We start from the raw sequence: 19,017 nt of genomic DNA, 5'->3' as shown, positions 1-19,017 counted from the left end.
ACTTGAGACGACCAGGCTCTAGGCGGCCCCTTCAGGCGTGAGCGCTGCGCGCGATGCTTCGCAGCAGCTCGATGCTGCGGCGGGGACCGGGCACGACCGGCCAGTCCGCGAGCCATGTCTGCAGCCGGTCGGCCGGGAGAGCGCGGCTGATCAGATAGCCCTGCGCCGTGTCGCAGCCGAGATTGCCCACGGCGTCGAAATCCGACTTGGTTTCGACGCCTTCCGCGATGCAGTGAAGGCCGAGACTGCGGGCCAGATCGACCACCGTGCTGATGATCTGGAGCGCGCTGTGCGACTGCTGGCAGTTCGTCACCAGCGACCGGTCGATCTTGATCTGGGAGAAGGGCAACTGGCGAAGCTGCGCCAGCGACGAATAGCCCGTTCCGAAATCGTCGATCGCCAGCTTGATGCCGCAGAGCCGCAGGCGCGACAGGGCGGCGATGGCGTCCTCGGGCCGTTCGATCGCGGCGGTCTCGGTCAGCTCGAGGGTGAGACGAGAGGTCGAAATATCGGCCGCTTCGCAGGCCGTCAGGATCATGTCGGCGAGATCGCTATCCCAGAGGTTGCGCGCCGACAGATTGATCGCGAGGTCGAGCTCTACGCCCTGTCGCGTCCAGGCTTCGAGCTGCGCGATCGCGGTCATGGCGACCCATCGCGTCAGGGGGCCGACGGCATTCGACGCTTCGACGAAGGGGATGAAGGCGTCGGGGCTGATCAATCCCCGATGCGGATGGCGCCAGCGGATCAGGGATTCGACGCTGCTGATATGGCCGCTGCGGACATTGACGAGCGGCTGATACTCGAGGAAGAACTCGCCACGTTCGAGTCCCTGCGTGACGGCGGTTTCCGTCAGCCAATGCCGGCTGTCACGCAAGCCGGTCAAGGTCTGTACGAGCTCGTTGCGATGAAGCGGCTTGAAGACCATGCCCGTCATCGTCAGGCCATTGCCGGTGCCCATATGCTGGAGAAGATGAAGCCTGCCCTGATCCGCGACCCGGCCCATCAGCAGGACCAGCGCCGGGCAACGCGTCTCCCAGAGATGTCTGAGCATGGCCATGCCGGTTTCACCCGAAGCCCCGACATCGAGCAGGACGAAGGCCGGGTTCCAGAGCTGCAGATATTGCAGGAACTGGCCGGCGGCAGTCGCGGTCGCGGTCTCGTAGCCGGATGCCGTCGCGGCGGCGGCAATGAGTGCGCCGGCGTTCGGGTCGAAATCGACAATCAGAAGACGATTCGAAATCATGGGGCTCATAAACGGATTGATGATCGAGAGGAGGTTGTGCCGGTAATGATTCGCAATATCGAGCGTGTCACGCGCTCGATATGAAACTGGCGAAAACGGAAAATCTGCGCTGTGGCCAATCTGTGACACACAAGTGTGGCGCGACAGCGAAACCCTGAGAAATCAGGGTCTCACTCTGTTGCGCCGCCGCCACACGTCGACGTAAGCGTTAATTTTCGCGGAGCCCGAAGAAGACCGGGGCACGCGTCGCGGCCCCGGGGGAGACAAGTGACGGAGGCGGTTACTCCGCCGCAACCGCGTTGAGGGGGGAGGCCTCGACCTTGGCGGCGCAGAACTTGAACTCGGGAATCTTCCCGAACGGATCGAGCGCCGGGTTGGTCAGGATGTTGGCTGCCGCTTCCGCATAGCAGAACGGGATGAAGATCATGCCGGTCGGCACATCGCGATCGGAACGGAGTTTGATGTCGATGGCGCCGCGACGCGTGGCGACACGGATCATCTGACCGGGCCGGAAACCGTTCACCTCGATATCCATCGGCGACATCATCGCGGTCGCTTCGGGCTCGATCTCGTCCAGGGCCGAAGCCCGGCGCGTCATGGCGCCGGTATGCCAATGCTCGAGGACACGGCCCGTGGACAGCACCATCGGGAATTGCGCATCCGGCAGCTCGGCGGGTGGCACGATCCGCGCCGGCACGACCTTGCCGCGGCCGCTGGCGGTCGGGAATCCAGTCGCGAAGATGATCTCGTTGCCGGGCCGGCTGGGGCTGTCGGCGGGATAGGTCACCGAATCCTCGCGTTCGACACGATCCCAGCTGATGTGTTTGAGCGACGGCATCACCTGCGCCATCTCCGTGAAGATTTCGCTCGGATGGCTGTAGCTCCAGCCGCAGCCGAGCCGGTTGGCGATCTCCTGGATGATCCACCAGTCCTGGCGGGTATTGCCCGGCAGCGGCAGGGCGGCGCGACCCATCTGCACCTGGCGGTTGGTGTTGGTGAAGGTTCCATCCTTCTCGGGGAAGGCCGAGGCTGGCAGCACCACGTCGGCGTGGAAGGCGGTCTCGGTCAGGAAGATGTCCTGCACCACCAGGTGATCCAGCATGGCCAGCGCCTGGCGCGCATGATGCGCGTCCGGGTCCGACATGGCCGGATTCTCGCCCTCGATAAACATGCCCTTGATCTGGCCGGCATGGATCGCGTTGATGATCTCGACCACGGTCAGGCCGCGCTTGGGATCGAGCGGCTGGCCCCAGAATTCCTGGAACAGGTCCTGGATCTTCGGATTCTCGACGCTCTGATAGTCGGGATAGACCATCGGGATCAGGCCGGCGTCGGAAGCGCCTTGCACATTGTTCTGGCCGCGCAAGGGATGAAGGCCGGTGCCGGGACGGCCGATCTGGCCGGTGATGAGCGACAGCGTGATCAGGCAGCGGGCATTGTCGGTGCCGTGGATATGCTGCGAGATGCCCATGCCCCAGAAGATGATCGAGGCGCGCGATTTGGCATAGAGCCGCGCCACGGTCTTGATGGCCTCGGCCTCGACGCCGCAGAGCGGCGCCATCTTCTCCGGCGAGAAATCGACGATGTTGGCCTTGATCTTGTCGAAGCCCTCGACATAGCCCTCGATATATTGCTGGTCGTAGAGCTTCTCGGTGACGATGGTATGGATCATCGCGTTCAGCAGCGGTACGTCCTGGCCCGGCTTGAAGCGCAGATTGTAGGCTGCGTGACGGCTCAAGGCCGATCCGCGCGGATCCATCGTGATCAGTTTCACGCCGCGCTTGACCGCATTCTTGATGAAGGTCGCAGCGACCGGATGGTTCACGGTCGGGTTGGCGCCGATGACAATGATGACTTCGGCATCCTTGGCCGCCATGAAGGGCGCCGACACGGCGCCCGAGTTCAAGCATTCCATCAGCGCCGCCACCGACGAGGCGTGACACAGGCGAGTGCAGTGATCGACATTGTTCGAGCCGAAGCCGGTGCGCACCAGTTTCTGGAATAGATAGGCCTCTTCGTTCGAGCCCTTGGCCGAGCCGAAGCCGGCGAGCGCCAGCGAGCCGTCGCGGTCGCGCACGGTCTTGAGACCGGCGGCCGCGCGGTCGAGGGCTTCTTCCCAGGTCGCTTCGCGGAAATGGGTCCAAGGGTTAGCGGGATCGACGTCGCTCTCGGCGTTCTTGGCCACAGCTTCCTTGCGGATCAGCGGCTGGGTCAGGCGGTGCGGATGGCTGATATAGTCGAAGCCGAAGCGGCCCTTGACGCAGAGCCGCTCCTGATTGGCGGGTCCGTCGCGGCCGTCGATCCAGAGGAGCTTGTCGTCCTTGATGTTGAAGGTGGTCTGGCAGCCGACGCCGCAATAGGGGCAGAGCGAATCCACCTGGCGGTCGGCATAGCCGGTGCGGACATTCTGCTCGTTGACCACGGTCGCCGGCATCAACGCGCCGGTCGGACAGGCCTGGACGCATTCGCCGCAGGCCACACAGGTGCTCTCGCCCATGGGATCGTCGAAATCGAACACGATCTTCGCTTCGTGGCCACGATAGGCCATGCCGATCACGTCATTGACCTGCACTTCGCGGCAGGCGCGGACGCAGAGATTGCACTGGATGCAGGCGTCGAGATTGACCGCCATCGCCACATGGCTGCGGTCGGGCGCATGGCCCTGGCGCTTCGGGAAGCGGCTGACCTCGACATCCATGGAATCGGCCCAGCGCCAGAATTCGGACTGGGGATCGGGCGCGATCTCCTTGGCGGGCTGGTCGGCGACCAGCATCTCGATCACCATCTTGCGCGCGGTCTTGGCGCGCTCGTTGTCGGTGGTGACGACCATCCCTTGCGACGGTTTGCGGATGCAGGAGGCGGCCAGCACGCGCTCGCCCTTGATCTCGACCATGCAGGCGCGGCAATTGCCGTCGGCGCGATAGCCGGGCTTGGGCTGCCAGCAGAGATGCGGGATCTCGTTGCCCCGGCGGTTGGCGACCTGCCAGATGCTCTCGCCGGGCTCGGCCGTGACTTCCTGGCCGTCGAGCGTGAAGGTGACGCGCTCGCTCATGCGAGATCCTCCGGGAAATGCTTCATCACGGTGGCGAGCGGGTTGCAGGCCGCCTGCCCCAGGCCGCAGATCGAGGCGTCGTTCATCGCCTGCGACAGCTCGGTCAGCAGCGTCTTGTCCCACTGCTTCTGACTCATCAGCTTGACGGCCTTCTCGGTGCCGACTCGGCAAGGCGTGCATTGCCCGCAGGATTCATCTTCGAAAAAGCGCATCAGATTGAGGGCCGCGTCGCGCATGCTGTCGCGGTCGGAGAGGATAATGATGGCGGCCGATCCGATGAAGGCGCCGTGCGGTTGCAGTGTATCGAAATCGAGCGGGACGTTGTCCATCGAGGCCGGCAGGATGCCGCCCGAGGCGCCGCCGGGGAGATAGCCCTTGAAGCGATGGCCGGCCTGCATGCCGCCGCAGAATTCGTCGATCAGCTCGCGCACGGTGATGCCGGCCGGCGCCAGCTTCATGCCGGGATTCTTGACGCGGCCCGAAACCGAGAAGGAGCGCAGCCCCTTGCGCCCGTTGCGCCCGTGGCTCGCGAACCATTCCGCACCCTTCTCGACGATGTCGCGCACCCAGAACAGGGTCTCGACATTGTGGATCAGGGTCGGGCGGCCGAACAAACCGACCTGGGACGGGAAGGGCGGCTTGTGGCGCGGTAGACCGCGCTTGCCCTCGATCGATTCCAGCATCGCCGATTCTTCGCCGCAGATATAGGCGCCGGCGCCCCGGCGCAGATGGATGCGGGTCTTCTGGGTGAGGCCCGCCTGTTCCAGCTTCGCGATCTCGATCGGCAGGAGAGCCAGCACGCCCGGATATTCGTCGCGGATATAGACATAGACCTCGGGTGCCTCGACCACCCAGGCCGCGACCAGCATGCCCTCGAGGAAGCGATGCGGATCGGTCTCGAGATAGATGCGGTCCTTGAAGGTGCCGGGCTCGCCCTCGTCGCCATTCACGGCCATGAGCCGCGGGCCGGGCTCGGCGCGCACGAACTTCCATTTGCGTCCCGAGGGGAAACCGGCGCCGCCAAGGCCACGCAGGCCCGAGCCTTCCATCGTCGCGATCAGATCCTCGGGCTTGCGCTTGCCGGCGAGGCAATCGGCCAGCAACGCGTAGCCGCCTTCGGCGCGGTAGGCATCGAAATCCTTGTAAGCCGGCTTGTGAGCGTGAGTATCGTCCGATTTCACCGCCGCCAGGACGGTTTCGGGTTTCGCGCTGCAGACATGATTGTGACCGACCTCGGCGACGGGTGCCGTCGCACAATGGCCCATGCAGGGCGCCCGCAGGACGCGGATCTTGTTCGGATCGGTCTGCTGCTTCAGGGCCGACATGAGTTGCTGCGCGCCCATCATCTCGCAGGTGAGGCTGTCGCAGACGCGGATGGTGAGGGCCGGGGGCGGCGCCTCGTCCTCCATCACCACGTCGAAATGGGCGTAGAAGGTCGCGACCTCATAGACCTCGGTCAGGGCGAGGCGCATCTCCTGGGCCAGCGCCACCATATGGCGCGCCGAGAGATGCTTGTAGCGGTCCTGGATCAAGTGCAGATGCTCGATCAGCAGATCGCGCTGACGCGAACGGTCGCCCAGCAGGGCCTGGATCTCGGCCAGGGCCCTGGGGTCGGTCTGGCGGCCTTTCGGGGTGTTCATGCCCTTGCGGCGGCCGGCACCGGGATGCATCCGGGGCTGCTGCAGGGTGGGGGTCTCGCTCATGCCTGATTCACGCATTCCACAGCGGGGTTAATGTCTCGGTAAGCATTGCCGGCGCTATCTGTCGCGGCGAGCCTTTTCGGCGGTTTCGGAGTCGAGCCCGGCCAGGGTAAGGCTGACAACGGCCGAATTGATCAAGAGCTTGCCGGCATGTTCGAAGTTCACGGTGATCCGATGGCCGACGATCGACTGTATCTGGCCCATGCCCCAGTCCGGATGGTCCGGATGGCGCACCCAGGCGCCGGGCACCAGATTGTCCACCATCATCATCGCTCGCCGCCTTTTCGGCCAGGGTCTTAGACCCCTGGATCGTATCGGAAATTCGAACGGCTGCCAAAACCGCAAAGAACGACAGATAAGGGCACAGAAACAATATGCTGGCACAACCCATCCAGAGCCAATCGCGAGCGAGCGACCCCATGACGACGGATCCCCTCTCGGTGAACGAATTCACGGCCGCCGATTTCCTGGCCTCGCGCCTTTGCCATGACCTGGTTGGTCCGATCAGTGCCGTCGCGAATGGCCTCGAGCTCCTCGCGGAGAGTCCGCAGATGGAGGAAGAGGCCCTCGGCCTCGCGCGCCGTTCGGCCGCCCGTGCGACGGCGCTGGTGCAGTTCTTCCGGCTCGCCTTCGGCAATGCCGGCAACCAGATCGTCCGTCCGCAAGAGGCGCAGGCCGCAGCCATGGGTCTGTTCCAGGATGGCCGCGTGAAGCTCGACTGGTCGATGTCGCCGGAGACCCTGGCGCTGCCGGCGGGCGCCGGCAAATTGCTGCTCAACATGATCCTGATGGCGGCCGACGCTCTGCCGCGCGGCGGGCGGATTCTGGCGCTCACGACGGGCGAGGCCGGGGCGATTCGCTTCGTGATCCGCGCGATGGGCACGGATGCAAAGCTGACCGACGATGAGGCGGCAGCTCTTGCGGCCTTGACCCCGCCCAACGATCTCACGCCGCGCACCGTGCAGGCCTATCTCGCCGGCCGCCTGGCCGCACGCTTCGGCGCCCATCTGAAGCCGCAGGCCGTGGCGCCGGGCGAGGTCCTGTTCGAAGCCAAGATTCCGTCGGCCTGAGGCCGCCGGATCCGCGAGGCCCGCGGCGCCGGCGCCGAAAAAGCTTGTGGATAATCGCGGGGGGTCCCGCCAACCAGAATCTCGAAAGCCGTGCCCGGTCGGGCCGGCTTTCCTTGCTTTGTCCGCCGGTTGAGGCGGCATTTCCCCGATCTGCCCGAACCCTCCGTCAGTTCAAGCCTTTATGGGTTTTTAAGCAGTTTCTGAGAGCGTGACGGATGGCTGGCGGCGGGTCCTTTCGGTGGGAAAGGCCCCCGGCCGCGCCAGACGCGACGACCCCGAATGTATCGGGGCCATCTGAAGGGCGCTTCCTCATGGACGATTTGCTTCGTGAATTTTTGACCGAGACCAGCGAAAGCCTTGCCGTTCTCGACGTCGAGCTGGTGAAGCTCGAGCAGAATCCGAACGATCCGGAGCTTCTGGGAAACATCTTCCGGCTCGTTCATACGATCAAGGGCACTTGCGGTTTCATCGGTCTGCCTCGCCTCGAGCGCGTCGCCCATGCGGGCGAGAACGTGCTCGGCAAAGTCCGCGACGGTGAGCTCGAGGTCACGCCCGAAGCGGTGTCGATCATCCTGGAATGTCTCGATCGCGTGCGCTCGCTGACCGCGACCCTCGAGGAAGCCGGTGCCGAGCCCGAGGGCGACGACAGCGATCTCATCCGGCGCCTCAATGCGCTGGCCGATGGCGCCTCGGCGCCCAAGCCTGCCGCGGCCCCGAAGGCCGAGGCGAAGCCGGCGAAGGCCGAGCCGCAAGCGGCCAAGAGCGGGTCGCTCTATGACCGCGTCGGCGGCATGTCGGTGATCGATTCCGTGGTCGAGGTGTTCGTCGGCCGCGCTTCGACCGACGATCGCCTCAAATCCCTCTTCGAGGGCGTCAATCTCGACGTCCTGCAGGGCAACCTGCGCGAGTTTTTCTCGAACAAGGTCGGCGGTCCCGACAGCTACAAGGGTCCCGCCTTGCCGGAAGCCAAGCAGCATCTCAATGCGCGCGGCCTGACCGACAGTCTCTGCGATGCGGCCTTCGGCCATGTCGAGGCCTCGCTGACGACCCTGGAAGTGGCGGCCGCCAGCCGCGCCGAGATCCTGACCCTGCTCGCCGGCCTTCGCGTCGAAGTGCTGGCAGCCGCGGCGACCGCAGCCCCCGCGAAAGCAACTCCGGCGCCCAAGGTTGCTGCCGCCAAGCCGGCCGCCGCCAAGGCCGAGGGCGATGGCGAGGACAACAAGAAGGAATCCGCCGTCGCGCAGCAATCGATCCGCGTCAATGTCGATCTGCTCGAGAACCTGATGACCATGGTCAGCGAGCTGGTGCTGACCCGCAACCAGGTATTGCAGATCCTGCGCACCCAGAAGGACAGCGCCTTCGCAGCACCCCTGCAGCGCCTCAACCACGTCACCTCCGAGCTGCAGGAAGGCGTGATGAAGACCCGCATGCAGCCGATCGGCAATGCCTGGTCGAAGCTGCCGCGTCTGGTTCGCGACCTCTCGCTCGAATGCAACAAGAAGATCGACCTGGTGATGCTGGGCGCCGAGACGGAGCTCGACCGCCAGGTGCTCGAGATGATCAAGGACCCGCTGACGCACATGGTGCGCAACTCGGCGGACCATGGCCTCGAGACGCCCGAGGAGCGTCGCCGCGCCGGCAAGGCCGAGACCGGCAAGATCACGCTCAACGCCTATCATGAAGGCGGTCACATCATCATCGAGATCGCCGATGACGGTAAGGGCCTCTCGACCGACAAGATCAAGGCGAAGCTCCTGCAGAACGGGCTCGCCTCCGAGTCCGAGCTGGCCGAGATGAGCCTGCAGCAGATCCAGCAATACATCTTCAAGGCGGGCTTCTCCACCGCCGCCAAGGTGACCAGCGTCTCCGGCCGCGGCGTCGGCATGGACGTGGTCCGCACCAACATCGAGAAGATCGGCGGCACCATCGAGATGCGCTCGACGGAGGGCTCCGGCACCACCTTCGTCATCAAGATCCCGCTGACCCTCGCGATCGTCTCGGCCCTCGTCGTCGAGTGCGCCGGCGAGCGCTTTGCGATCCCGCAGATCAGCGTGGTCGAGCTGGTTCGCGCCGCCGCCAACTCCGACACCACGGTCGAGCAGATCAAGGACACGCCCGTCCTGCGCCTGCGCAATCGTCTCCTGCCGCTGGTCTCGCTGCGCAAGCTCCTGAAGCTCGAGGTCGCCGACGAGCAGTCGAACCAGCCGGGCCAGGGCAGCTTCATCGTCGTGGCCCAGGTCGGCACCTACTCCTTCGGCATCATGGTCGACCGCGTGTTCGATACCGAGGAAATCGTGGTCAAACCGGTGGCGCCCATCCTGCGCGACATCTCGATGTTCTCCGGCAACACCATCCTCGGCGACGGCAGCGTGATCATGATCCTGGATCCGAACGGCATCGCGTCCGCGTCGGGCCAGATCAACGCCACCCATGGCGATACGGCCGAGCGGCAGCAGGTCCGCGACGGCCGCAGCGGCGAGAAGGTGCCGCTGATCCTGTTCCGTGCCGGCACGGCGGCGCCCAAGGCCGTTCCGTTGGCGCTGGTGGCTCGTCTCGAGGAGATCGACCGCACGACGATCGAGCGTTCGAACGACCGTCATATGGTCCAGTATCGCGGCCAGCTCATGCCGCTGGTGGCGATGCAGGAAGGCAAGGACATGCCGGCCGATGGCCGCCAGCCCGTGCTGGTGTTCTCGGACCGTCAGCGTTCGATGGGCCTCCTGGTGGACGAGATTCTGGATATCGTCGAGGACCGGCTCGAGGTCGAGCTGTCGTCGGCGAACCCCGGCCGTCTGGGCAGCGCCATCGTGGCCGGCAAGGCCACCGACATCATCGATACCGGCTACTATCTGAACCAGGCCTTTGCCGACTGGTTCGGCGACAAGAATGCCGTGTTCGGCGAGGAGACCAGCCGCCGCCTGCTGCTGGTGGACGACAGCCCCTTCTTCCGCAACCTGATCGCGCCGCTGCTGTCCTCGGCCGGTTACGACGTGGCGACGGCCTCGAGCGCCGACCAGGCCCTGAAGCTCTGCGATCAGGGCGAGCAGTACGATGTCATCATCAGCGACATCGAAATGCCCGGCATGAGCGGCTTCGAGTTCGCCGAGGCTTTGAAGAAGACCGAGCGCTGGCGCGATACGCCGCTGGTCGCCCTTTCCTCCCATTCGTCGCCCAAGGACATCGCCCGCGGCCGCAAGGTCGGGTTTGACGACTATGTCGCCAAGTTCGATCGCGATGCGCTGCTGCAGACCCTGTCCGAGGCCTTCTCCGAGCTCAAAGGTGCCGCATGAACGCCGCCAATCCCACTGCCACGAAGACCGCCGGCAAGAGCGCCGGCGAGGGGCAGCATGACTTCGTCTCCTTCACCGTCGCGAGCCAGCTGTTCGGCATCCCGGTCCTGAAGGTCCAGGACGTTCTGGGTCCGCAGCGCATCACGCGCATCCCGCTGGCGCCGAAGGAGGTGGCCGGCTCGCTCAATCTGCGCGGCCGCATCGTCACCGCGATCGATCTGCGCCTGCGCCTGGGTCTCGACCGTCGCGAGAAGGGCCAGAACTCGATGAGCATCGTCGTGGAGCATCATGGCGAGCTCTACAGCTTGATCGTCGATTCGGTCGGCGAGGTGCTGAGCCTCGACGGTGCCTCTTACGAACGCAATCCGCCGACGCTCGACCAGCGCTGGCGCGACTTTTCCGATGGCATCTATCGCCTCAACGGCTCGCTGCTGGTGGTGCTGGACGTATCCCAGCTGCTGCAGTTCGCCAAGGCGGAAGCGGCCTAGAAGACTGACGGGGGACCGGGGCCTCATCGGCCCCGAGGGGATAACGGGAGAAGAACATGAAGCGCTGTCTCGTCGTGGATGACTCCAAAGTCGTCCGAATGGTCGCGCGAAAGATCCTCGAGAGTCTGAATTTTCAGATCGAGGAGGCCGAGAACGGCCAAGCCGCGATGGACATCTGCAAGCGCGCCATGCCCGACGCGATCCTGCTCGACTGGAACATGCCGGTGATGAACGGCATGGATTTCCTGAAGGGCCTGCGCCGCATGGACGGTTCCAAGCAGCCGGTCGTGGTGTTCTGCACCACAGAGAACGACCTGAAGCATATCCAGGAAGCGATCACGGCCGGTGCCGACGAATACATCATGAAGCCCTTCGACAGCGAGATCATCGAGTCGAAGTTCAATCAAGTCGGCCTGCTCTAGAACCCGATCATCACCCATTCAATGACATTGATTTCCCCCATCGCCCCACCGGCCGAATCCCGCACTCAACCCGTGCGGGTCATGGTCGTGGATGATTCCGCCGTGATCCGCGGATTGATTTCCAAGGCGCTCGAAGCCGACGCCGGCATCAAGGTCGTCCATTCGGCAAGCAACGGCCAGATGGCGGTCGACATCGCCGGCCGCTCGAATGTCGAGGTCGTCGTCCTTGATATCGAGATGCCGATCATGGACGGCATCACCGCCCTGCCGAAGCTCCTGGCCGCCAGGCCGGGCCTCCAGGTGGTGATGGCCTCGACCCTGACCCGGCGCAACGCCGATATCAGCCTGCAGGCCCTGGCGGCTGGCGCCGCCGACTATGTGGCCAAGCCCAGCTCCTCGGAGCTGGTGTCGGCCGAGGATTTCAAGCGCGAGCTGACCTCGAAGGTCAAGGAACTGGGCCAGGCCTACCGGCGCAAGCATCCGGAGAGCGCCAATGCGGCGCCGATGCCGGCCCGCCGTATCGCGCCGGCCGTGCCTGCGGGCCCGCCGGTGCCTCTCAAGCTGCGCCCCGAAGCGACCCTCCAGCCGGAGATCCTGGCCATCGGCAGCTCGACCGGCGGCCCCCAGGCGCTCTTCAAGGTGCTGGGCGGGCTGGGTGGCAGGTCCGACCTGCCGATCCTGGTCACCCAGCATATGCCGGCGACCTTCACGGCGATCCTGGCCGAGCATATCGCCCAGGCGAGCAAGATCCCGACGGCCGAAGCCCGCGACGGCGAGCCGGTCACCCGGGGCCGCATCTATGTGGCGCCCGGCGACATCCATATGACAGTCGCGGTCGAGGACGGGAAGAAGGTCATCCGTCTGATGAAGACCGCGCCGGAGAATTTCTGCCGTCCGGCCGTGGATCCCATGCTGCGCAGCGTGGCCGCCGCTTATGGCGCCCGCTGCATGGTGCTGATCCTCACCGGCATGGGTTCCGATGGCCAGAAGGGTGCCTCCACGGTGGTTGCCGCGGGGGGCTCGGTCGTGGCTCAGGATGAGGCTACCAGTGTGGTCTGGGGCATGCCCGGCGCCGTGGCGAAGACAGGGCTCTGCAGCGCGGTGCTGCCCTTGCCCGAGATCGCTCCCTATCTGCGCCGGCTCGCAATGAGGTCTGCAGCATGAACCGCGATGATTTCGATATGATCTGCCGGCTGCTGCGCCAACGCTCTGGCTTGGTGCTCTCGCCGGACAAGGCCTATCTCATGGAAAGCCGCCTCCTGCCGGTGGCGCGCAAGTGGAAGCTCGCGGGCGGGTTCGAGGACCTGGTGAAGTCGATCCGCAGCAAGCCGGACGAGGCCCTGATCCGCGACGTGGTCGAAGCCATGACCACGAACGAATCCTTCTTCTTTCGCGACATCAAGCCGTTCGACCAGTTCAAGGAGCTGGTCCTGCCGGCGATGCTCAAGAACCGCAGCGGCCAGCGCCGCCTCCGGATCTGGAGTGCCGCCTGCTCCTCGGGCCAGGAACCCTATTCGCTCGCCATGATCCTCTCGGAAATGGCGGCGCAGCTCGCAGGCTGGACCATCGAGATCGTGGCCACCGACCTCTCCTCCGAGATCCTGGCGCGCGCCAAGGAAGGCGTCTATTCGCAGTTCGAGGTGCAGCGCGGCCTGCCGGTCACCCTGTTGGTCAAATATTTCATCCAGTCCGGCGATCGCTGGCAGATCAGCCCGAAGATCCGCTCGATGGTGGATTACCGCGAGTTCAATCTCCTGACCGATTCAATGGTGCTCGGCCGCTTCGACGTGGTCTATTGCCGCAACGTGCTGATCTATTTCGACCAGGAGACCAAGGCCAAGGTGCTCGACCGCGTCGCCAACCTGATGCCCGAGGATGGCTTCCTCTTCCTCGGCGGTGCCGAGACGGTGCTGGGCCTGACCGAGCGCTTCAAGCTCATCAACGGCCAGCGCGGCGTCTATGGCGTGGTGCCGAAGAGCGAGCAGACGAAGATCGCCGCGGCGGGGTGACCCTCGTCGGCGTCGACCTCGAGATGAAATGAAAACGGCGCCCGCGAGGGCGCCGTTTTGCATTTGGCGACAGAAGCAGCAGATCAGGCGCTGGCGGCAGCTGGACGCCGGGCCAGGGTCTCGTTGGCGGGTTCCACCGGATCGCGCAGCACATAGCCGCGGCCCCAGACGGTCTCGATATAGTTGTCGCCGCCGGTCGCGGCCGAGAGCTTCTTGCGCAGTTTGCAGACGAACACGTCGATGATCTTCAGCTCCGGCTCGTCCATGCCGCCATAGAGATGATTGAGGAACATCTCCTTGGTCAGCGTGGTGCCCTTGCGCAGGCTCAAGAGCTCGAGGATGCCGTATTCCTTGCCGGTGAGATGCAGCGGCTGGGCCTCGACCTCGACGGTGCGGGTGTCGAGATTGACCTTAAGCTTGCCGGTGAGGATCACGGAGTCGCTATGGCCGCGCGAGCGGCGCACGATCGCCTGGATGCGGGCGATCAGCTCGCGCTTGTCGAACGGCTTGGTGAGATAGTCGTCGGCACCGAAGCCGAGACCTTTGATCTTGTTGTCGAGCTCGCCGAGGCCCGAAAGAATCAGGATCGGCGTGTTGACGCGCGCGGCACGGAGCCGACGCAAAACCTCGTAGCCCTCGATGTCGGGCAGCATGAGATCCAGAAGGATAATGTCGTAGTCATAAAGCTTACCGATCTCGAGGCCGTCTTCGCCCATATCGGTTGCATCTACGACGAAGCCTTCGGACTTCAGCATGAGCTGAATCGATTGGGCCACTGTGGTGTCGTCTTCAATCAGGAGTACGCGCATAGGTAGCCTCTGTCACCGTTGAGACCAAGTTAACCTATTAACCAATGTGGCGCGAGTTTATTAACAATTCCTAAAGGCGGAGCGCCCGGTTGTGATTTTCTGAAAATGATCACCGGGCCCGATTCATGGAAGCTTAGGAATGAATCGGCATAATCCGACTAACCATCGGATATAACGAATGAATTCTCAAATTGCCTCGGCCGGGACCGGCACAGCCGACCTGACCTACCTCCTTGAAGAAATTGCACGTTTGCCCTCGGCTCGGCTCTACGGGCGGGTGGCATCCCTGCTGGGCATGCTGGTCGAGGTGGGGGGTATCGCCCGCCATCTCTCGGTCGGCGCGCGCTGCGACCTGCTGGGCCAGGCCGGCCGGCGGGTGCCTTGCGAGGTTGTGGGTTTCCGTAATGATCGGGCCCTGGCGATGGCCTTTGGCGGTCTGGAGGGGATCGGGCTGGGCTGCAAGGTGGAACTCGCCGACAGCGAGCCCGCCATCCGTCCGGCCCCCAGCTGGCTCGGCCGCGTCGTCAATGCCTTCGGGGAACCCATTGATGGCAAGGGTCCGCTCATGCCGGGCCCCCGGGGCTATCCGCTGCGCGCCTCGCCGCCGCCGGCCCATGCCCGCAAGCGGGTGGCCGGCAAGGTCGATTTGGGCGTCAAGGCGATCAACACCTTCCTGACCTGCTGCCGCGGCCAGCGCATGGGCATCTTCGCGGGCTCGGGTGTGGGCAAGTCTGTCCTGCTCTCCATGATGGCGCGCTACACCACGGCCGACGTGAATGTCATCGGCCTGATCGGCGAGCGCGGCCGCGAGGTCCAGGAATTCCTCGAGGACGATCTGGGCCCCGAGGGTCTGGCTCGCTCGCTGGTTGTGGTGGCGACCTCGGACGAGCCGCCCTTGATGCGCCGCCAGGCGGCCCATCTGACCCTGTCGATGGCCGAGTTCTTCCGCGACCAGGGCCATGACGTGCTCTGCCTGATGGACAGCGTGACCCGCTTCGCCATGGCGATGCGCGAAATCGGCCTCAGCGCCGGCGAGCCGCCGGCCTCCAAGGGCTATACGCCCTCGGTCTTCGCCGAGCTGCCGCGCCTCCTGGAGCGTGCCGGCCCCGGCACCGGGACCGGCAGCATCACCGGCCTCTTCACCGTGCTGGTGGAGGGCGACGATCACAACGAGCCGATCGCCGACGCGGTGCGCGGCATCCTCGACGGCCACATCGTGCTCGACCGCAACATCGCCGCGCGCGGCCGCTATCCGGCGGTCGACATCCTGCGCAGCCTGTCGCGCACCATGCCCGGCTGCAACAATGACGAGGAGAACGCCGTCGTCAGCAAGGCGCGCCGGCTGATGGCGACCTATGAGAACATGGCCGAGCTGATCCGCCTGGGCGCCTATCGCGCCGGGAGCGATCCCGAGGTCGACGAATCCATCTGCTATCACGAGCAGCTCGAAAGCTTCCTCAAGCAGGGCAAGACCGAGAAGGCGAGCCTCGCCAGCTGCTATCGCACGCTCGAAGAGATCCTTGCCGTGAAGGCAGCGGCGCCGGCCGCCGCCGCGCCCGCGCCCGCGGCAAAGCCCGCGGCTAAACCCGCCGCCAAGCCGATCGCCGGCGCGAGGGCCGCATGAGCGCGCTCGATCAACTGGTCCGGCTCCATCGCTGGCGCCTCGAGGAAGAGCGCCGCAAGATGGGCGAGCTGCAGCGCCTGGCCGAGCGGCTGAACGACCAGATCAAGACGCTCGACGATTCGGTCGAACGCGAGGCCGCCGCCACCAGGGAACATAAGACGCTGGAGCTGTCGCGGGCCTTCGCCGCCTTCGCCGATCTCACCCGGATGCGGCGGGAGAAGCTGGTGCGTTCGCAGGCCGACGTGACTTTCCGGATCGAGCAGGCGCGCGAGGCGGTGCTCGAGGTCTATCGCGAGCTCGAGAAATACGAGCAGGCGCAGAAGAGCCGTGAAGAGCGCAAGCAGGCCGAGATCAAGCGGCGCGAGCGCATTCGCGAAGATGAGATCGGCATGGAGCTGCATCGCCGCCGGCGATAGGGAAGAGAGAGATGCTGGGTCGCGCCTTCTGGGGCGGTGTGATCGAATGCGCCCGATGGTTCAGTTCAGGCGGCTTCACGCTGTGGGGCCTGGCCCTGATCCTGCTGGCGCTGCAGGGAACCGACTTCTCGGAGCTCGGTCCGGCTGCCTCGTCAGCGGCCACCCGGACCCACACGATCTTCGCGCTGCCGCTGGGCGCCATCCTCGTCGCCGTGGGGGCGCTCCTGTTCCTTCAGTTCGGCCGCGCCAAGCGGGCGCTGCTGCGGGCGCGATGAGCCGCCGCGCCGCCTAGGCTGCCTTGCGCTCCGCGACAGGGATCTTCGCCAGTTCGGCCTTCATCTGCTTCTCGATATGCCAAAGGTCATAAGAGGCCTGCATCGAGAGCCAGAGATCCGGCCCATTGCCGCAGAACTTGCCGAGCCGCGCGGCCATTTCCGGGCTGATCGACGCCGTTTCGGCCAGAACGCGGTGGAGCGCCTGGCGGGTGACGCGCAACTGCCGCGCCGCCGCGGCGACGCTGAGATCCAGCTCCGGCAACACGATATCCCGAAGTACCGCACCCGGATGAGTGGGTTCGCGCCCCGTCTTGCCGACGGTCCTACGGCTTCGTGCCATCGTAAACTCTCCTCTCTCCAATTCCGTTGGAGTCGATATCTTCAGTGATATTGCTCCAGATCCACCGCGTCGACGTCGCCATCCTTCCAGGCAAAAGTTACCCGCCACGGGCCGTTGACGGCTAGTGCGTGGCGAAGCGGCTTGCCCTTGAGTGGATGATACCGGAGACCCGGAATATTCAGATCAGCCAAGCTCTTGGCTGCATGGAGAATGTCCAGGACTTGGATGGTTCTTTTGATCAGGTCGGATCTGACCTTCCTGCTTCCACCGGTGCGGAACAGTTCCTCAAGGGCCTTGCTGCGGAAGGTCCTGATCATTCATGGACTGTAACCTATAACGCGACATATGTAAATCCAGGAGTTACATGAACGCCCGGACACAGGGGCGCTCAGACTTGAGCGATCAGCCCCGCCACGGTATTGGGGCAGTCCAGCATCAGGAAATGGCCGGCATCGGGCAGCGGCGTGAAGGTCGCACCCGGTACCAGCTTGGCGAAGCGCTCGCCTTGCGCGATCGGGATCCAGCGGTCTTCTTCGCCCCATAGAACCCGCATCGGTACGGCGACCTTGGGATAGAGCAGCTCCAGCCTCGCCGTATAGTCGTGATCATACTGTGCGACCTGCCGATAATAAGCCTTCTGGCCCTTCTCCCCGAGCAAGGGGGCCAGCAAGGGCGCGAACTCGGCGTCCGACAGATGCCGGCTGGTGGTGCCGCGCAGATGCTCGGCCATGGCCGCGGCATAAATATGCGGCGGGATCTGCTCGAACACCTCGATGTTCCGCTGGATCAGCAGCGAGTAGGGGGTGCCCCAGGGGTTGAGCACGACGCCGTCGGCGATGACGAGATCGCGGACCGGGCAACCCTCGACGAGATGGGCGCCCATCACGGTTGCGGCACCGAAGTCATGGCCGACGATCCGCGGCCGATCGAGGCCCCAATGCCGCAGCAGCTCGGCCAGCACCTTGGCCTGGCTGCGCAGCCGCACATCCTGCCCGTCGAATTGGTCGGAGATCCCGTAGCCCGGCAGGTCGTAGAGAAAGATCCGCCATTTCGCCTGCAGCTTCTCGACCACGCGGCGCCAGACATAGGAAGAGGCGGGCGTGCCATGCACCAGAACCAGGTCGGGCCCGGACCCGACCGTCCAATGGGCCACGCGTCCTTGACTTGAATTGAAGTATTGTGGTGAGGGGCTCATGATCAGTTCCATTCCAGGGTTGTCATGGCAGTATTTTGGGCACATCAGTCCCCGGCACAATTGACAACGCGGCCTGGATACTTGAATTTAATTCAAGCCACGGAGATCGCCTTTGGCCGAACCTGATGAGATGCGGCGCTTGCCGCTGAACGCGATCCGCAGCTTCTATCTGGCGGCCCAGGCCGGCCGCTTCCGCATCGCCGCCGAGTTGCTCGGCGTCACCGAATCCGCGGTCAGCCATCAGGTGAAGCGGCTCGAGCAGTTGCTGGGGGCGGCCCTGTTCGAGCGGCAAGGCCGCGAGATGCATCTGACGCCGGTCGGCAGCCGCTATTATGCGAGCGTCCGGCGATCCTTCGGCGAGCTGCTGCGCGCGACCGCGGAGGTCGCGGGTTCGCCCGACCAGGCGCGCGTCACCTTGACCCTGCCGACCTCGCTCGCGGCCTTCTGGCTGATCCCGCGGCTCGACGCGCTGCAGCGGCGCCATCCCGGGATCAATCTGCAGCTCCTCACCACCAACCGGAAATGCGACTTCGCGCGCGAGAACATCGATCTCGGAATCCGCTATGGGCATGGCAGCTGGCCTGGCTTCCAGTCGGCGCCGCTGTTGTCCGAGCAGTTCTTCCCGGTGGCGACGAGCACCTTCCTCGCGAAACAAAAGACGAGCGAGCCCGCGCGCCTGATCCGGTCGGCGCGGCTCATCGCCAATGGGCTCCATCCCGGCGAATGGGAGGAATGGTGCCTCGCGCACGGCGTTGTGCCGCCACCGATGGAGCAGGCGCTGGTGCTCGAATCCTCTGAGCTGATTTTGCAGGCGGCGCTGGAAGGGGTGGGAATGGCGATGGGGCGACGGCCGATCGTGGATCGCCTGCTGGCCAGCGGCCAACTGATCGCCCCGTTCGGGCGCGAGGCCGAAAGCCTCGCCGGTTACTATCTGGTGCGGATCAAGGGCGAGGCACCCACCGCGGCCGCGCGGAAAGTGGAGCGCTGGCTGGCGGAGGAAGCGGCGGCTGCCGCGCCGGTTGTTAGCGACCGTAGTCGCGCCGCCAAATCAAAACGAAAAAGCTGAAACTGAAATGGCGGGGCG

Annotated in this window: 18 protein-coding genes; 10 read left to right on the top strand and 8 right to left on the bottom strand. The window is 64.9% G+C overall.

The genetic code is table 11. The annotated features are described in order from the left end of the window. Nucleotides 1-31: 31 nt before the first annotated feature. From ACREE8_RS17830 to ACREE8_RS17815, 4 genes are all read right to left on the bottom strand, one after another. On the bottom strand, nucleotides 32-1,243 hold the full coding sequence (locus ACREE8_RS17830; RefSeq protein ID WP_431574350.1) for a GGDEF/EAL domain-containing response regulator: 1,212 nt from the start codon (nucleotides 1,241-1,243) through the stop codon (nucleotides 32-34). Between the two features lie 280 nt (nucleotides 1,244-1,523). Next, nucleotides 1,524-4,295, bottom strand: coding sequence for a formate dehydrogenase subunit alpha (gene fdhF, locus ACREE8_RS17825; protein ID WP_431574349.1), 2,772 nt, complete (start codon nucleotides 4,293-4,295; stop codon nucleotides 1,524-1,526). After that, nucleotides 4,292-5,998, bottom strand: a complete 1,707-nt coding sequence (locus ACREE8_RS17820) for an NAD(P)H-dependent oxidoreductase subunit E (RefSeq protein WP_431574348.1) — start codon at nucleotides 5,996-5,998, stop codon at nucleotides 4,292-4,294. Before ACREE8_RS17820 ends, fdhF begins: the two co-directional genes overlap by 4 nt. 54 nt (nucleotides 5,999-6,052) lie before the next feature. After that, complete coding sequence (locus tag ACREE8_RS17815) at nucleotides 6,053-6,259, bottom strand: DUF3553 domain-containing protein (RefSeq protein ID WP_431574352.1); 207 nt, start codon at nucleotides 6,257-6,259, stop codon at nucleotides 6,053-6,055. 155 nt (nucleotides 6,260-6,414) lie between these two features. On the opposite strand from ACREE8_RS17815, the gene ACREE8_RS17810 reads away from it, so the two are divergent. The 6 genes from ACREE8_RS17810 (at nucleotide 6,415) to ACREE8_RS17785 (ending at nucleotide 13,274) form a co-directional block, all read left to right on the top strand. Beyond that, nucleotides 6,415-7,065 (top strand): histidine phosphotransferase family protein, encoded by a 651-nt coding sequence (locus ACREE8_RS17810; protein WP_431574347.1) that lies wholly within the window; start codon nucleotides 6,415-6,417, stop codon nucleotides 7,063-7,065. Nucleotides 7,066-7,376: 311 nt separating this feature from the next. After that, complete coding sequence (locus ACREE8_RS17805) at nucleotides 7,377-10,355, top strand: chemotaxis protein CheW (RefSeq protein ID WP_431574346.1); 2,979 nt, start codon at nucleotides 7,377-7,379, stop codon at nucleotides 10,353-10,355. Beyond that, nucleotides 10,352-10,843 carry a chemotaxis protein CheW gene (locus ACREE8_RS17800; RefSeq protein WP_431574345.1) on the top strand — a complete coding sequence of 164 codons (492 nt, stop codon included), beginning with the start codon at nucleotides 10,352-10,354 and terminating at the stop codon, nucleotides 10,841-10,843. The genes ACREE8_RS17805 and ACREE8_RS17800 overlap by 4 nt, the downstream gene beginning before the upstream one ends. A gap of 56 nt (nucleotides 10,844-10,899) precedes the next feature. Continuing rightward, nucleotides 10,900-11,265 carry a response regulator gene (locus ACREE8_RS17795; protein ID WP_151118950.1) on the top strand — a complete coding sequence of 122 codons (366 nt, stop codon included), beginning with the start codon at nucleotides 10,900-10,902 and terminating at the stop codon, nucleotides 11,263-11,265. A gap of 21 nt (nucleotides 11,266-11,286) precedes the next feature. Further along, nucleotides 11,287-12,429, top strand: coding sequence for a protein-glutamate methylesterase/protein-glutamine glutaminase (locus ACREE8_RS17790; RefSeq protein WP_431574344.1), 1,143 nt, complete (start codon nucleotides 11,287-11,289; stop codon nucleotides 12,427-12,429). Next, complete coding sequence (locus ACREE8_RS17785; protein ID WP_431574343.1) at nucleotides 12,426-13,274, top strand: CheR family methyltransferase; 849 nt, start codon at nucleotides 12,426-12,428, stop codon at nucleotides 13,272-13,274. The genes ACREE8_RS17790 and ACREE8_RS17785 overlap by 4 nt, the downstream gene beginning before the upstream one ends. 83 nt (nucleotides 13,275-13,357) lie before the next feature. Here ACREE8_RS17785 and ctrA read toward each other — a convergent pair whose 3' ends face one another. Beyond that, nucleotides 13,358-14,083, bottom strand: a complete 726-nt coding sequence (ctrA, locus tag ACREE8_RS17780) for a response regulator transcription factor CtrA (protein WP_151178475.1) — start codon at nucleotides 14,081-14,083, stop codon at nucleotides 13,358-13,360. 178 nt (nucleotides 14,084-14,261) lie between these two features. On the opposite strand from ctrA, the gene fliI reads away from it, so the two are divergent. From fliI to ACREE8_RS17765, 3 genes are read left to right on the top strand one after another with little or no spacing between them, the layout of a single operon-like run. After that, nucleotides 14,262-15,707 carry a flagellar protein export ATPase FliI gene (fliI, locus tag ACREE8_RS17775; protein ID WP_431574342.1) on the top strand — a complete coding sequence of 482 codons (1,446 nt, stop codon included), beginning with the start codon at nucleotides 14,262-14,264 and terminating at the stop codon, nucleotides 15,705-15,707. Next, nucleotides 15,704-16,123 (top strand): hypothetical protein, encoded by a 420-nt coding sequence (locus ACREE8_RS17770; RefSeq protein WP_431574341.1) that lies wholly within the window; start codon nucleotides 15,704-15,706, stop codon nucleotides 16,121-16,123. Before fliI ends, ACREE8_RS17770 begins: the two co-directional genes overlap by 4 nt. A gap of 11 nt (nucleotides 16,124-16,134) precedes the next feature. Then, entirely contained in the window at nucleotides 16,135-16,398 is a 264-nt protein-coding gene (locus tag ACREE8_RS17765; protein ID WP_431574340.1) for a hypothetical protein, read from the top strand. 13 nt (nucleotides 16,399-16,411) lie between these two features. Here ACREE8_RS17765 and ACREE8_RS17760 read toward each other — a convergent pair whose 3' ends face one another. From ACREE8_RS17760 to ACREE8_RS17750, 3 genes are all read right to left on the bottom strand, one after another. Next, on the bottom strand, nucleotides 16,412-16,738 hold the full coding sequence (locus ACREE8_RS17760; RefSeq protein WP_431574339.1) for a HigA family addiction module antitoxin: 327 nt from the start codon (nucleotides 16,736-16,738) through the stop codon (nucleotides 16,412-16,414). Nucleotides 16,739-16,779: 41 nt separating this feature from the next. Next, on the bottom strand, nucleotides 16,780-17,055 hold the full coding sequence (locus ACREE8_RS17755; RefSeq protein ID WP_431574338.1) for a type II toxin-antitoxin system RelE/ParE family toxin: 276 nt from the start codon (nucleotides 17,053-17,055) through the stop codon (nucleotides 16,780-16,782). Nucleotides 17,056-17,126: 71 nt separating this feature from the next. Further along, entirely contained in the window at nucleotides 17,127-17,933 is an 807-nt protein-coding gene (locus ACREE8_RS17750) for an alpha/beta fold hydrolase (RefSeq protein WP_431574337.1), read from the bottom strand. Nucleotides 17,934-18,045: 112 nt separating this feature from the next. Between ACREE8_RS17750 and ACREE8_RS17745 the strand changes: the two genes are divergently transcribed. Continuing rightward, the gene (locus tag ACREE8_RS17745; protein WP_431574336.1) at nucleotides 18,046-18,999 is read left to right on the top strand and encodes a LysR substrate-binding domain-containing protein; all 954 of its coding nucleotides are present in this window, start codon (nucleotides 18,046-18,048) and stop codon (nucleotides 18,997-18,999) included. Nucleotides 19,000-19,017 lie beyond the last annotated feature (18 nt).

The organism is Hypericibacter sp., assembly GCF_050729195.1.
Classification (GTDB): Bacteria; Pseudomonadota; Alphaproteobacteria; order Dongiales; family Dongiaceae; genus Hypericibacter.
This window is presented reverse-complemented; position numbering and strand designations above follow the sequence as displayed.